The 13,254-nt window shown below is 42.6% G+C and carries 17 protein-coding genes; 8 read left to right on the forward strand and 9 right to left on the reverse strand.

The window, feature by feature from the left end; genetic code table 11:
- Nucleotides 1-5: 5 nt before the first annotated feature.
- From sbcD to C6348_RS00945, 3 genes are read left to right on the forward strand one after another with little or no spacing between them, the layout of a single operon-like run.
- Nucleotides 6-1,181, forward strand: coding sequence for an exonuclease subunit SbcD (gene sbcD, locus C6348_RS00935; RefSeq protein WP_060595952.1), 1,176 nt, complete (start codon nucleotides 6-8; stop codon nucleotides 1,179-1,181).
- A complete protein-coding gene (locus tag C6348_RS00940) occupies nucleotides 1,178-4,573 on the forward strand; it encodes an AAA family ATPase (RefSeq protein WP_106041517.1) in 3,396 nt (1,131 codons plus the stop codon). Before sbcD ends, C6348_RS00940 begins: the two co-directional genes overlap by 4 nt.
- A gap of 19 nt (nucleotides 4,574-4,592) precedes the next feature.
- The gene (locus C6348_RS00945) at nucleotides 4,593-4,892 is read left to right on the forward strand and encodes a hypothetical protein (protein ID WP_034663464.1); all 300 of its coding nucleotides are present in this window, start codon (nucleotides 4,593-4,595) and stop codon (nucleotides 4,890-4,892) included.
- A gap of 46 nt (nucleotides 4,893-4,938) precedes the next feature.
- On the opposite strand, the gene C6348_RS00950 is transcribed toward C6348_RS00945, so the two are convergent.
- From C6348_RS00950 to C6348_RS00985, 8 genes are all read right to left on the reverse strand, one after another.
- Entirely contained in the window at nucleotides 4,939-5,157 is a 219-nt protein-coding gene (locus C6348_RS00950; protein WP_003211468.1) for a spore germination protein, read from the reverse strand.
- Nucleotides 5,158-5,179: 22 nt separating this feature from the next.
- Nucleotides 5,180-5,611, reverse strand: a complete 432-nt coding sequence (locus C6348_RS00955; RefSeq protein ID WP_106041519.1) for a spore germination protein GerPE — start codon at nucleotides 5,609-5,611, stop codon at nucleotides 5,180-5,182.
- Nucleotides 5,611-5,787 (reverse strand): germination protein GerPD, encoded by a 177-nt coding sequence (locus C6348_RS00960; RefSeq protein WP_003210893.1) that lies wholly within the window; start codon nucleotides 5,785-5,787, stop codon nucleotides 5,611-5,613. Before C6348_RS00960 ends, C6348_RS00955 begins: the two co-directional genes overlap by 1 nt.
- Nucleotides 5,784-6,398: a spore germination protein GerPC gene (locus C6348_RS00965; RefSeq protein WP_066031066.1), complete on the reverse strand. Its 615-nt coding sequence runs from the start codon at nucleotides 6,396-6,398 to the stop codon at nucleotides 5,784-5,786. Before C6348_RS00965 ends, C6348_RS00960 begins: the two co-directional genes overlap by 4 nt.
- Before the next feature lie 31 nt (nucleotides 6,399-6,429).
- Nucleotides 6,430-6,663 carry a spore germination protein GerPB gene (locus tag C6348_RS00970; protein ID WP_060595958.1) on the reverse strand — a complete coding sequence of 78 codons (234 nt, stop codon included), beginning with the start codon at nucleotides 6,661-6,663 and terminating at the stop codon, nucleotides 6,430-6,432.
- A 14-nt stretch (nucleotides 6,664-6,677) separates the two neighbouring features.
- Nucleotides 6,678-6,899 carry a spore germination protein gene (locus C6348_RS00975; protein ID WP_003211745.1) on the reverse strand — a complete coding sequence of 74 codons (222 nt, stop codon included), beginning with the start codon at nucleotides 6,897-6,899 and terminating at the stop codon, nucleotides 6,678-6,680.
- A 127-nt stretch (nucleotides 6,900-7,026) separates the two neighbouring features.
- A complete protein-coding gene (locus C6348_RS00980; RefSeq protein ID WP_012009503.1) occupies nucleotides 7,027-7,188 on the reverse strand; it encodes an aspartyl-phosphate phosphatase Spo0E family protein in 162 nt (53 codons plus the stop codon).
- 122 nt (nucleotides 7,189-7,310) lie between these two features.
- Nucleotides 7,311-8,405 carry a CotH kinase family protein gene (locus tag C6348_RS00985; RefSeq protein ID WP_106041521.1) on the reverse strand — a complete coding sequence of 365 codons (1,095 nt, stop codon included), beginning with the start codon at nucleotides 8,403-8,405 and terminating at the stop codon, nucleotides 7,311-7,313.
- Nucleotides 8,406-8,689: 284 nt separating this feature from the next.
- Between C6348_RS00985 and C6348_RS19340 the strand changes: the two genes are divergently transcribed.
- The 4 genes from C6348_RS19340 to C6348_RS01000 all read left to right on the forward strand — a co-directional run bounded on the left by C6348_RS19340 (nucleotide 8,690) and on the right by C6348_RS01000 (nucleotide 10,664).
- Nucleotides 8,690-8,851, forward strand: a complete 162-nt coding sequence (locus tag C6348_RS19340; RefSeq protein WP_189288324.1) for a hypothetical protein — start codon at nucleotides 8,690-8,692, stop codon at nucleotides 8,849-8,851.
- 66 nt (nucleotides 8,852-8,917) lie between these two features.
- A complete protein-coding gene (locus C6348_RS19345; protein ID WP_189293896.1) occupies nucleotides 8,918-9,256 on the forward strand; it encodes a hypothetical protein in 339 nt (112 codons plus the stop codon).
- Nucleotides 9,257-9,297: 41 nt separating this feature from the next.
- Nucleotides 9,298-10,203, forward strand: a complete 906-nt coding sequence (locus C6348_RS00995; RefSeq protein ID WP_106041523.1) for a fumarylacetoacetate hydrolase family protein — start codon at nucleotides 9,298-9,300, stop codon at nucleotides 10,201-10,203.
- 92 nt (nucleotides 10,204-10,295) lie between these two features.
- Complete coding sequence (locus C6348_RS01000) at nucleotides 10,296-10,664, forward strand: YisL family protein (RefSeq protein ID WP_106041525.1); 369 nt, start codon at nucleotides 10,296-10,298, stop codon at nucleotides 10,662-10,664.
- Nucleotides 10,665-10,702: 38 nt separating this feature from the next.
- On the opposite strand, the gene C6348_RS01005 is transcribed toward C6348_RS01000, so the two are convergent.
- Nucleotides 10,703-11,230 (reverse strand): DUF2777 family protein, encoded by a 528-nt coding sequence (locus C6348_RS01005; RefSeq protein WP_106041527.1) that lies wholly within the window; start codon nucleotides 11,228-11,230, stop codon nucleotides 10,703-10,705.
- A gap of 156 nt (nucleotides 11,231-11,386) precedes the next feature.
- On the opposite strand from C6348_RS01005, the gene asnB reads away from it, so the two are divergent.
- Nucleotides 11,387-13,228: an asparagine synthase (glutamine-hydrolyzing) gene (gene asnB, locus C6348_RS01010; RefSeq protein WP_034663432.1), complete on the forward strand. Its 1,842-nt coding sequence runs from the start codon at nucleotides 11,387-11,389 to the stop codon at nucleotides 13,226-13,228.
- The last annotated feature ends 26 nt before the right edge of the window (nucleotides 13,229-13,254 follow it).

Consider the following 13,254-nt stretch of genomic DNA (forward strand, 5'->3'; position numbering starts at 1 on the left):
ATCACATGAGGATTCTGCATACAGCGGATTGGCATTTAGGGAAAACCCTTGAAGGTCGAAGCCGGCTTGATGAGCAAGCACAGTTTTTAGATGAACTGTATCAAATCGTGAAAGACGAACACATTGATGTCATTGTGATGGCCGGTGATGCCTTTGATACAGTGAATCCGCCTGCTAGAGCAGAGCAGCTTTTTTATGAAAGTCTATCTGCCTTATCTGATAAAGGAAAACGGCAGGTAGTGGTCATCTCAGGCAACCACGATAATCCGGATCGCTTATCAGCCGCATCTCCTTTAACAAATGATCAGGGGATTCATTTAATTGGATATCCGACAAATGACATCATCCGTGTCGATGTTCCTTCTTCGAGTGAACGTTTATCCATTGCAGCACTCGCTTATCCGTCTGAGGCGAGACTAAATGAGGTGCTGGCTGAAACATTTGAAGAGAAAGTGCTTCGTGATCATTACAATTTAAAAATTCAACAAGCGTTTCAACATTTAAGTACTCAATTCCAGCCGGATACAGTTAATATTGCAACAAGCCACATTTATGTGGCAGGAGGAAGTCAAACAGATTCAGAAAGACCGATTGAAGTAGGCGGCGCATATACCGTTGCGGCTGAAAGCCTGCCAGAAGCAGCTTGCTATGTTGCACTTGGTCATTTGCACCGCCCGCAAACGATCAAACGTGCCAAAACGATTGCCCGGTATTCTGGATCACCTCTTGCTTATAGCTTTTCTGAATCAGGCTATGCCAAATCAGTCACAATTGTAGAGGCAAAACCTAATGAAAAGGCAAGCTGGAAAGAAGTGTTTTTATCAAGCGGAAAACCACTTGTGAAATGGAAGGCGACTGAGGGACTGAGTCAAGTGCACGAGTGGCTGGATGAAAAACGTGATCTTCAGGCGTGGATTGATTTAGAGATTCATTTAACAGACCAGCTCTCTATTGAAGAGATTCATCAGCTCCGTAAGCAGCATAGTGGGTTTGTTCACATTCGACCAAAGTTCAAAGAACTACAGCAAATAGAAGAGCAAAAGCAAGTGGAAAAGCTCTCGATCGAAGAGCGGTTCGTGAAATTTTATGAGCGCCAGACAGGTGGCGGTCTACCCGATGAAAAAACAGTCAAACTGTTTTTAGAGCTAGCCAATGAAATGCAAGAGGAGGAAGCGACTTGAAGCCGATTACGCTGACCATTAAAGGACTTCATAGCTTCAGAGAAGAACAAACAATTGACTTTAGCTCATTATGTGATGCAGGTGTGTTTGGCATATTTGGACCGACAGGAAGTGGAAAGTCGTCCATATTAGACGCCATGACCCTGGCACTCTATGGCAAAGTGGAACGTGCGTTAAATAATACACATGGTATTTTGAACCAAGCGGAAGAAAAGCTGTCGGTTTCCTTTACATTTGCTTTGCAAAAGGAACACCATATTTCTTATAAAGTTGAACGTGCTTTCAAACGAGCGGATGAAATGAAAGTCAGAACGACATTATGCCGCCTGATTGAAATCGGTGATACGCAAACCGTTCTCGCAGATAAAGCGAGTGAGGTCAATCGTAAAGTAGAAGAATTACTCGGATTAACCATTGATGATTTTACGCGAGCGGTTGTCTTACCTCAAGGGAAATTTGCAGAATTTCTCTCCCTAAAAGGGGCAGACAGACGTCAAATGCTTCAGCGGTTGTTTAACTTGGAAAAGTATGGGGATCAGCTCGTCAAGCGTTTGCGTGCAAAAGCTCAGAATCAATATGGGCAAAAAAATGAACTGCTGGCTGAACTGAATGGTTTAGGGGAAGCTGGCCCAGAGGCGCTGGCAAAAGCAAAGGAAGCAGCAGAGCAGGCAAAAGCCATTTTTCATGAGAAAAAACAAGCGCGGGACGAAGCGTTCACTGCTTTTACAAAGGCGCAAGCGATCTGGCAGTATCAAAAGGAACAAGAAGCTTATGAGACTGAACAAAACAAACTGAATCTACTGGCACCATCAATGGAAGAGAAAAAGGCCAAGCTCAATATCGCAGAGCAGGCAGAGGCGCTAAAGCCCTATGCGGATGCATTAACAAAGGCTGAAAAACAGCTTTCACAAGCATCAAAGGAGAAGCAGGAAGCAGAAAAGCAGCTGCTGAATCAACGAACGAGCTATGATCAAATGACGCAGGAGTATGAGCAAGCCCGGCAAAAGAAAATAGAGACTGAGCCAGAACTTCTCCAAAAGAAAGAGCAGCTGATTCATCTAAAGGAAATTGAACGAAAAAAAGAGACAGCTCTTCAGGAAAAGACAGGAATAGAACAGCAAAAAAATGAAAAAATGCAGCAATTCATACAAAAGAAAAAAGAAGCGGACATTCTTCAATCTCTATTAGAGCGTGCACTGACGAAACAAACACAGCTGAAGCATGAGCTGGAGCAGTTACAAGTTTCAGTAAAAGAACGGAAAAGTGTACAGGATGCTTTACGTTTAAGTGAAAATATTGAAAGAATAAACCGCAGCATTCAAAAAGAAAAGCAAAAGCTGGAGGAGGTCAAAAAGCGAGCCTCACAGACTTCAGAAGCATATGAAAAGCTTCAAACACAGCAAAACGACCATCATGAAAAAATAGACCAATCGTTTCAAGCAATTGAACACCTCTATTTTTATGTATGTGAATTCGAACGAGCTCTAACAGAATGGAGTAAAAAAGAACAACATCAGAAGCTCGAAAAATTAAAACAGCGTGATGTTGTAAGGGCGGCTGAATTAAGAAAAGAATTAGCGGCAGAGCTAGTAGATGGTGAACCATGTCCGGTTTGTGGATCAATTCATCATGATCCAAAGGCTTTGGAATACAATGACCATGAAGAAACCGTGGCACAAGTCGATGAAGTCATTCAACGGATGGACAAAGAGCTCAAGCAGGCAGAGGAGTATGCGAGAGACATGTATGCCGCAAAGCAGCTCCTCGAAACGAATGCCAATCAATTAGTGAAACAATTTGCTTTCTTATCTCAGAAAGCCCCGGGAGCGGAAGTAGCTGCAGCAGTAGAAACCGTACAAAATCCGCAGTCTTTGCAGGATCTGATGCAAGAATGGAAAGGCATAAAGCAGGATATTCAAGAAGTTGAACGTAAACGAGCTCGTTTAATGGATGAAACGCATAATCAAGCAGCAGAGATGAGCAAGATGAAAGAGCAAATGACTTTTGAACAGCAGCGCATCGAAGAATTAGAGGTACTGATCAAAGAGCTTCAATCTGAGCTTTCAGTGCAAACGACTCAATTTGAACAGGCCTTCCCTCATTTTACATTGAATCAAGTACAAGAGCTGCAAAAGCAAATCGATGAAAAGGACCAACAAGCGGAAGGCTATAAAGAACGTATTGAGAAAAGCATTTCGTTTTTGGAAGAAAAACAGCTAGCAAAAGAGCAGCTGCAGACAGCGATATACAATGTCGAGAAAGAACTTGATAAACTAACGCATCAGCTAGAAAGTCAGCATCAGCTTATCCATCAATATGAAACAGATTTAGGCCGATATCCATTAAAAGCTGCCTCTATTTCTGATGAACTTATTGAGGTTGAACATTCTCTTGCTCTTCTTAATGAAAAAGAACAGCAATCGTACAAGCAATTGCAGCACGCGCAGCAGTTGTTTAGTGAGGCGCAAAGCCATTTTTCAAGCAGTGAGCGTCAGCTTCAAGAGGCGAACCGGCGAAAACAAGAAGCAGAAGCAGCATGGGAAAAAGAAACAGAATCCTCTCCTTTTCATATGCCGCAGGAAATTGAGTCTGCTTCAATGGAACAGGCAGTACGTCAATCGGTCAAACAGGAAATGGAGAAATTTGAGGATAAAAGAAAGGAATGTGCCGCAAACTTAAAGCGAATTTCTGAATTACTGAAAGAAGAGTCACTGGATGAAAAGCAGTGGACTGACATTCAGCACAGAAAAGAGGCAGCTGAAAAAGCATTGGAAGAAGCGACAGCAATGAGTGGGTCCGCACATGAACACCTTCGTGTGATTGAAGAAAATCATCAGCGCTTTGCAAGTATTCACGAACGCTTGGAAGCACTGCAGCGAGAAATTGATCGCCTCGATAAACTGCAAACCGTTTTTAAAGGGAATACGTTTGTTGAATTTTTAGCAGAAGAACAGCTGGAAAGTGTCAGTCGTGATGCATCCGCCCGCTTGGGTATGTTGACGAGACAAAGATATGCGATTGAGGTCGACTCAGAAGGCGGCTTTGTTATGCGTGATGATGCAAATGGTGGTGTCAGGCGTCCTGTGTCCAGCTTGTCCGGCGGGGAAACCTTCCTGACATCGCTGGCGCTTGCCCTTGCTCTTTCTGCACAAATTCAGCTGAGAGGTGAATTCCCGCTGCAATTCTTTTTCCTTGATGAAGGATTCGGTACGCTCGATCAAGACTTGCTTGATACGGTCATTACCGCATTAGAGAAACTGCAGTCTCACAATTTAGCAGTTGGTGTGATTAGCCACGTGGAAGAATTGAAAATGAGACTGCCGAAGAAACTGATTGTCCATCCAGCAGATCCAAGCGGGAAAGGGACAACGGTCTCAATGGAATTAATGTAAATGTTGAGGTGATGACAGGGTGGCAAAGCAAACCATTGGATTATGTGAGCTGTGCGGAAGACAAAATGTCCTGCTCACAGAACACCACTTAACACCAAGAGAAGAAGGTGGGGCTTTTTTACCGACTGCCTTCCTGTGTATCCCCTGCCATAAACAAGTGCATGCACTCTTTACAAACCAGGAGCTTGCCGCACGCTTGAACACACTTGATGCACTAAGGCAGGATGAAAAGCTTGCTTCGTACATCAAATGGATTCGAAAACAGCCGGCAAGCAAGCTGGTTAAAACAAAAAAATCGAGACAACGCAGAAAAAAATAAGCATAAAAAGCGCTCCTCTAAATGAAATGACTGTAGAGGAGCTGCTTTATGCATTGCCTACCATATTCTGATCATTTAAGTCAGGATCCACATAGTTGGTGGCGCTAATGCCATTATTTAATATCAAGAAATCTCCGGTATTTCCCGCTCCAGAGCCTAAAGCAGATTTTGACGAACTTTTAGGTGACAGGTAGAATGAGTCACCGACGTTTACGACGCCTCCAGAAATAGAGTTAATGTAAATGGGTCCGACAATTGCTGGCATAATCGACATCCTTTATTCGAAGTCATATCACCATCATATGCGTAGGTAGGTCCATTTGTGAGTTTGGCGGACTTTCGTCGTTGCTAAATAACTCTCGAATATGCTTCACTCTTGCAACGCCATTCACTCCACACGTAGAGCCAATTTGATAAATAGAAGAGGACGAAACCCCTTCGACAATGACGGAAGACACTTTAATCACAGGCTTTTCATGGTAAAAAGCTGTTCTGACGAATCGTTCCGGCAGCATCAATGGAATAGGCTCATAATACACTTCAAATTCTTTCGCATCTAAGTTTTCTGCTTCATTGCCATAAAACAAACTAATGGTTCGTTGAACAGCTAACACCTTGACCTTCGGGCATAGCTCCTGTGTATCACCGATTTGAACAACACTTGAAATCCCGACAGAATTCACCTTCGTGAACTTCACTTGAGATGTGCGCTTTATCATTATCGAGGTGCCAGAGGAACAAACGGGCCAATGATAAGAGATTCTGGCGGTGTATCAAAAATGGAAGATAATTGTACATGATCTGTGTCCCCGATGATAAATAGGGAAGAGGACGAAACCCCAACTACTTTAATGCTTCCGGTCTCGATGTTGCGGTTGACGACTGTGAAATTCATCCGTTTTCCTCTCCTTTCGTTTCATTTGGAATATGGGCTAAGAAGTGCTCAATCGCCCGTTTGACATCATGCTTTACATATTCAGCAATTTGCTCTGAACGCTGCAGCGGGGTCATATCTTCCCGGTGCGGGAGCTGTCCTGCATAGTATTTGATTCTGCTGTCAATTTGCTTGCGAATGTCCTCAATGATGTGGTGTTTGTTGCTCTCATCAAGAGACCCTTCATATCGCTGCTCTAGCTCTTCAAGAAGTTCTGGCGCTTCTTCGTTTAAGAATGCGTCGACAAGCTGGCGTGTTTGATTGAAAAATTGATCAGCCATTTCTTGCTGCATCATTCCAATGCCCGGGGTTGTTGTTTGGCCCACTTCAAAGTTTTGAACACTGTTTGGATCAGATGGATTGAGGCCGATGTTCAGTGTGCCTTCAAGCCGCTCGATTTTCAGTTGATCAAATTGATAATCAATCCGTTCAATCGTCGTTGTCGGTTTATCTTTGATCATTTGCATTTCCTGCTGAAGTTCGTTAAGCCTTTTTTCAAGCATCATAATTTGTTGTGTTTGCTTTTGAATGATGCCATGCACCTGTGAAGCGTTGCTTTGATAATCATACATTGACATACACCTCCGGGGATAGCAGATGAACTTAAGTTGTTGGTGACTGAAGCGGTACAAAAGGTGTTGTGATTGCGCCTTGGGATTCTTCAATTCCTTGTGTACCTGCTGCGGCAGGTGCTGCTTCTACGTAGCTGCCCGTGTTATACAGATTAGAAAGAGCTTTAATTGAACCAGCGCTCCCAATTTGCAGCACAGAGGAGTTACTGACAGACTCTACACGCAAATAATTAATTTGTATCGCTTGATTAATATAGAAGTTCAACGGATTCTCACTCCTTACAAGTTACCAACAAGCGGTTGATCAATGACATCACTGTCGTACGTATTTGTCACACTTTTATAGTTGCTAATGCGCAATTGATCACCAGTGTTAAAACTGCCTGCGCCAGCAAACGTTTTAACCTGACTATTTGGAGAAATGGTGATGCAGTCTCCAACATGAACGACTCCGCTCGTTCCGACGGCATTTACTTTAAAGGCTCCAACAATAGCCGGCATAGCGGTGCACATCCTTTATAAAAATAAGGCACTTTGTTTTTGGGCGTTTCACCATAGCTTATGATGGGTCTTTTAATGTGTGATTGTCTTTTTGAAAGCTTTTGATGAGAGGAATTAGGTGTATGGTTTACCCTTTTTTAGAGCATTCATTCGAGGTGTATTTGATGCCTTTATTTAAGAGTGTATCAAGCTCTTGACTGCACCTGATGGTTTCTTCGGCATTCATCCCGAATTTTTTTGCTGTCTCAATTAAATGTAATCTTTTTTGTTCAATTTCATAATTGATCATAACGGACGCCAACTCTCACATTTTTTATATAATAGAAGGATATGGTTAGTATACCCTATTTTTCTATAAAAAAAGCTGTTTCGTCAATATGAGTAATAAAGTGACAAAATTCGAAAGCGTCCTTACGTGCCATATATCTCTTTTCTTAATTCAGCCTGTAAATAACGTCGTCTTTTGTTGATATACTGCCGGATGACCCCTCGTTCTGATTGTAGGATGTCTTTTCGATCTCTCGTATAAGGATCATCTCCAATTCGGTTCTCGATAGAGGCATGCCATTTCTCGATGATTGGACAAAGCTGGTCTTCTAAAAAATGTGTATCGAGTACATGCTGAAAAAGCGTGTAATAGGATCTCTTAAAAGAAGGGATATCTAGTAACCTAGCAGTTAAAGTATTAAAGCCGTTTACTGGAATATAATCAAATGCCATTTCTTCTCCATGAATGTCACGGCCCCATGTCGCATCATAATCCCAAGGAAGTACTTGAAATTTTCCTTGTTCATTCACATAAAGAGCGTAGTTATGGACAAAGCCGTCAAAGTTTTGTGTGCACACGACACCAATGAGCCAGCGGAAATACTGTGTTACATCTAGGTATTGCTCAATTTTTTCTGCAAATATGTCATCTTTCGCTGTGTTGAGAAAATAAATAAATTCACTCAGCTGCTGATCGTGTTGTGAAGTCCCCGTTTTTTTCTCGTACCCGAGGAGGAGGTGTTTTTTGGGCTTTTTATCAAACGAACTCAAAAGGGAGAAGTTGGCATCGTCATCGACTGCATAATAAATGCCGCCTCCTGAAAGCTGCCTTTTCTGAAAAAAGTGCTCATCAACAGATTCTATTTTTAAATAAATGCCTTCTTTTCTTCCGTTTATAGTGAGAAACACATGAGACGCAGCCGGGCTTAGCACCCCTATCTGCTCGAAGAAATAAAAGGACAGTCTGTTTCGGATAAACGAGGGGTCATTGTATTCTGCATTTAAATGAAAGATAGATTCGCCTTGTCTTTGCTTTGGCTTTCGATATTCAATTTGATAGGACTTTTTTTTCAGCTTTCTAATGTGAGACCCCCGGTATGAAACATAAATGTGTGATTTGATCTGGCCGGTTTTCAAAATGGCCTCAACAGGTTCGTCGTTCCATATGTCTTTTCTTAATTCAATCAGGTCCTTTGGATGAATCCAAACATCCATTTGCTTTAAAGGTTCTGTGGTCATGCGTTCATCAGCCTCCTATGCTCTTCTTTACGATATGAAAATGGAGGAATGTCCTGTACCCGCTTGTTAGGTATTTATGGAGTTTTAAAAGAAAGGGGCATCCGCCAAGAACACTTGTCTACCAAGTCTCGTAACATAAAGCAGAGAAGATAAACAGTTTGATCTGTTTGTTTTGTCAAAGTATAGACTGGGAGGGGAATCGTTCGTGAGCACATTTGATCATTCACATATTGAACATGCAGTGGATTCACTTCGAAGTGAAGGACGTGATCATCACTTAGATCGTGAACCAGAATCGAGACGCTCGCACAAGTCAGCTCGTTCTCGCCATTCAAATCGCCGTCATTGGTTCTTTGGTGGAGGCGGATGCCGTAAATCACATCGCAGTAAAAAAAGCTGTAAGAGCTATCGTTCGAAAAAAAGTCGCTGTTCAAAGAAAAGCGTGAAAAGTGAGAAACCATGCAAAAGCAAAAAGTCGTGTAAAAGCAAGAAATCTTGCAGAAGCAAAAAGAGTGAGCCGAAAAAATCATGCCGCAGCAAACACAGATCCCATCATAAGAAAAGCTGCCGCAAGTCACATCGCAGCCATCGTTCTAAAAGATCTCATCACCACAGAAGCTGCCATCGATCTAAACGTTCTCATCACCATAGACGCAGCCGCTCTTGCAAAAGATGTGGAAAGAAAAAGCATCATTCCCACAGCAGAGGAAATGTTGATCGCAAATGGGACCAAGGGAACATGTGGGAGTATCGCCGCTACCGCTAAACATCAGATCATCTTTTTTGAAACCCTTTTTAAAAGAGAGTATGATAAAAAAGGGTTTTTTTTATTTCATAGAGAAATAAAATGAGACATCATCACTTAGCGAAATGAAGATTGTGAGGGGAAGACATGAAGTTTTTTACAGGTGAGATACATAGCAGAATGTTTATTGGGGTAGTGATTGATGATGAATGGGTCATGGACGTCAAAAAGGCAGAAGCCAAATTATTTGAGCTTGAGACACTGCCAAACTCTTTAGCTGAATGTATTCATATGGGGGACAAGTTTGTTGAGCATGTCAAACAGCTCCTTGACTGGGCTGAGAAAAAAGAAGAAGACCGCGGTTCTTATGTATATCCGCTTTCGGAAGTGAAACTCCATGCGCCGATTCCAAAGCCAGCTAAAAACATCATGTGTGTTGGAAAGAATTATCAAGATCATGTCATGGAGATGGGAAGTGCAGCGGATATTCCTAAAGATGTGATGATCTTTACAAAGGCACCTACTTCAGTCGTTGGACATGAAGCGGATATTCTCCTTCATGAAGATGTGACCAGTGAGCTGGACTATGAAGGGGAGCTTGCGATCGTGATGGGCAAATCAGGGAAGAATATTGCACCTGAAGAGGTCCGTGATTATCTATTCGGTTACACCATTTTAAATGACGTAACGGCAAGAGATTTGCAGAAAAAACACAAACAATTTTTCATAGGTAAAAGCTTAGATACAACCTGCCCGATAGGACCTTATATTGTGCATAAGTCAGTGGTCGAGGATCATGGTGCGCTCCATGTGGAAACAAAGGTAAACGGAGAGGTTCGCCAGTCTGCCAGTACAGAATTAATGATTTTCTCCATCGAGAATATTGTTTCTACTCTTTCAAAAGGGATGACACTAGAAGCTGGTGACATCATTGCAACGGGAACACCTTCTGGGGTTGGCAAAGGCTTTGAACCGCCTAAGTTCTTAGCTTCAGGGGATCGAATTGACATCACGATTGAGCCGATTGGAACGCTATCGAATCGCGTCAAATAAAGAGTGCGATGACACAGGATTGTCGCTTTGTGTTCGACTTATTTCGTGGTACGATGAGAAGGTAATTGTTCTGATAAAGGGGGAAATAACAGATGGGAACGCATTTACATATTACAGCATGGGTGCTAGGGATTATTTTATTCTTCGTTGCCTTTGCTCTAGCAGGTAAAAATGACAAAGGTGCTAAAATTGTGCACATGATTGTCAGACTATTGTACTTGATCATTATCGCAACAGGCGTAGAGCTGTATGTTCGCACAGGAATGAAAATTCCAGGTTTCGGTGGCGAGTATATCGGTAAAATGATTCTCGGTATCCTTGTGATCGGCTTCATGGAAATGGTTCTTGTACGCAAGAAAAAAGGAAAATCGGTGACTGGTGTATTGATTGGTTTTATCGTACTCGCGATTGTGACCATTCTTCTCGGTTTACGTCTGCCGATCGGTTTCCATATCTTTTAACATAAAAAGGGCATTGCTTATACGAAGCAGTGTCCTTTTTATATGCCATCAAACTGTGAAACCGACCGGTGACCGTCAGAAGTGGTCCATTCAAAACGAATTTGACCTGCGGCGGAGTCATGGTGACATTGAAGGGCAAGTGATTGTGAATCTGTCGAAAACTGAAAGAAAGAAACTCGTTGAAAAGAATGAAAGGAGGAGAAAACACAATCGTAGACGGAAAAACCAAGCTGCTCTACCTGTGCAATGATTTCATAAAAAACGTTTTCAGGAACGAACATCAGTAGGTCAAGCCATCCTTTGGCAAGTGATGCAGTATATTGAATCACTTCACCGCCTTGTACTTCTACTAGCTGCCCACTTTCATGAAGTATCATGGACCCGAGCAGTTCCCCTTTGGTCCACCTGCCATTTTCCTTCAAACAGATCATCGTGCTTTGAAGACTTTCTGGCAGCATGATGTCTCCTTCTTCATCTTCAATCAGGCAATGCCCGTTTTCAATTAGTAAATACCCGTTACACCATCTTCGGGTGCAGCGTTCAAGCTGCTTCATTCGTTTTTCCATTTGCAAAAGCTCCTTTCCTCTTTCTTTTCTTACCAAATCATGCTTGTCCTATACGCCCGAGAAAAAAAGGACAAATCAACTATCAAGGAGACGATGCATAAACTAAGAAAGGCTGAATGAGAACACTTGAGGAAAAACGGATGGGAGCTGATGATGATGTGTGGAATAACAGGCTGGGCAGACTTTAAAAAGCAGCTCATCCAACAGGATCATGTAATCAATCAAATGACAGATACATTATCTAAAAGAGGGCCAGACGATACAAATACGTGGAAAAGTGAGCACGTTCTATTTGGGCATAAAAGGTTAGCGGTTGTAGATGTAGAAGGCGGAAAACAGCCGATGACATATACACATCAAAACCATGCTTATACCGTTGTATACAATGGAGAGCTCTATAACACAGAAGATATAAGAAAAGAATTGTTAAAAAGGGGCCATCGCTTTCTTGGACATTCTGATACAGAGGTTCTTCTTCACGCCTACACAGAATGGAAGGAAGAGTGTGTGACCCATTTTAATGGTATTTTTGCATTTGTGATCTGGGATAGTGAGCGTGAATTATTATTTGCAGGGAGAGACCGGCTCGGCGTCAAGCCATTTTTCTATACAGAACGTCATCATTCCTTTTTATTTGGTTCGGAAATCAAAGCGCTACTTGCTCACCCTGATATGAAAGCAAAAGTCGATCATGAAGGATTATCGGAGATCTTTGGTTTAGGACCGTCTAGAACACCAGGGCAAGGAGTGTTTAAAGGGGTAAAAGAGCTGAGACCTGCTCATGCTTTGACTTTTTCAAAAGACGGACTGCGTGTGTGGAGATACTGGAATGTCAAAAGCAAGGCGCATACGGACTCACTTGATGACACCGCCCAGCACGTCAAGCATCTCTTTACAGATGCCGTCACAAGACAGCTCGTTTCTGATGTGCCTGTTTGTACATTTTTATCGGGTGGCGTCGATTCGAGTGCCATTACCGCCATTGCCGCTAAGCACTTTGAGAAAATAGGGAAAGCACCGCTTCATACGTATTCGGTTGACTACGAAGGAAATGATCAATTCTTTGAAGCAAGTCAATTCCAGCCGAATGCTGACGGTCCATGGATTGACCGCATGACCAAGGCGTTTCAAACGAATCATCACAGCTGCGTCATTGGACAAAAGGAGCTGGCTGCTTATTTGAAGGAAGCGGTTGAGGTCCGAGACTTACCGGGTATGGCAGATATTGATTCTTCTTTGCTTTGGTTCTGCCGAGAAATTAAAAAGGACTTTGTTGTCGGTTTGTCAGGTGAATGTGCGGATGAAATTTTTGGAGGTTATCCTTGGTTCCATGCGGCAAATGAAACGAATGGTTTTCCTTGGATGAGATCGACGGAAGCCAGAACGCAGCTCTTACAAGATTCGTGGCAAAAGAAGCTGTCACTAAGAGAATATGCACAAAGCAAATATGAAGAAACCGTGGCTGAAACGCCTCTTTTAGATGGAGAAACTGGAGTGGATAAAGCCCGGAGAGAACTTTTTTACTTAAATATGGTCTGGTTTATGACAACGCTGCTAGATCGAAAAGACCGAATGAGTATGGGGGCGAGTCTTGAGGTACGTGTGCCATTTGCAGACCATCGCCTTGTCGAATATGTGTGGAATATTCCTTGGGAAATGAAAATGCATGGAAATCGTGAAAAAGGGGTTTTACGAAAAGCATTAGAGGGAATTTTACCGAATGAAGTGCTTTATCGCAAGAAGAGTCCTTATCCGAAAACACATCATCCAGCCTATACTCAGGCTGTGAAAGAGATGTTAACAGATTGCCTTGCGCAAAAAGATTCTGTCCTTCACGAATTTCTAGATGCACATCAATTAAACCAGCTGATTGAAACGGAAGGAGCCTCCTTTCAAGTGCCTTGGTATGGCCAGCTCATGAAGGGCCCGCAGTTAATCGCTCATCTGGCGCAGATTCATCATTGGTTTGAAACGTATCGAATTGATATAGAAGCGTAATAAAGGGTCGGCTTTCTTACATTTGT

The sequence above is a fragment of the Bacillus sp. YBWC18 genome (assembly GCF_002998775.1).
Taxonomy (GTDB): Bacteria; Bacillota; Bacilli; order Bacillales; family Bacillaceae; genus Bacillus.

Excerpts from the sequence above, each read along its gene's own strand:
- sbcD (WP_060595952.1), top strand. The coding sequence starts at position 6 with ATGAGGATTCTGCATACAGCGGATTGGCATTTAGGGAAAACCCTTGAA.
- C6348_RS00950 (WP_003211468.1), bottom strand. The coding sequence starts at position 5,157 with ATGCCAGCAATTGTCGGACCCATTTACATTAACTCTATTTCTGGAGGC.
- C6348_RS00955 (WP_106041519.1), bottom strand. The coding sequence starts at position 5,611 with ATGATAAAGCGCACATCTCAAGTGAAGTTCACGAAGGTGAATTCTGTC.
- C6348_RS00960 (WP_003210893.1), bottom strand. The coding sequence starts at position 5,787 with ATGAATTTCACAGTCGTCAACCGCAACATCGAGACCGGAAGCATTAAA.
- C6348_RS00965 (WP_066031066.1), bottom strand. The coding sequence starts at position 6,398 with ATGTATGATTATCAAAGCAACGCTTCACAGGTGCATGGCATCATTCAA.
- C6348_RS00975 (WP_003211745.1), bottom strand. The coding sequence starts at position 6,899 with ATGCCGGCTATTGTTGGAGCCTTTAAAGTAAATGCCGTCGGAACGAGC.
- C6348_RS00980 (WP_012009503.1), bottom strand. The coding sequence starts at position 7,188 with ATGATCAATTATGAAATTGAACAAAAAAGATTACATTTAATTGAGACA.
- C6348_RS00985 (WP_106041521.1), bottom strand. The coding sequence starts at position 8,405 with ATGACCACAGAACCTTTAAAGCAAATGGATGTTTGGATTCATCCAAAG.
- C6348_RS00995 (WP_106041523.1), top strand. The coding sequence starts at position 9,298 with ATGAAGTTTTTTACAGGTGAGATACATAGCAGAATGTTTATTGGGGTA.
- C6348_RS01000 (WP_106041525.1), top strand. The coding sequence starts at position 10,296 with ATGGGAACGCATTTACATATTACAGCATGGGTGCTAGGGATTATTTTA.
- C6348_RS01005 (WP_106041527.1), bottom strand. The coding sequence starts at position 11,230 with ATGGAAAAACGAATGAAGCAGCTTGAACGCTGCACCCGAAGATGGTGT.
- asnB (WP_034663432.1), top strand. The coding sequence starts at position 11,387 with ATGTGTGGAATAACAGGCTGGGCAGACTTTAAAAAGCAGCTCATCCAA.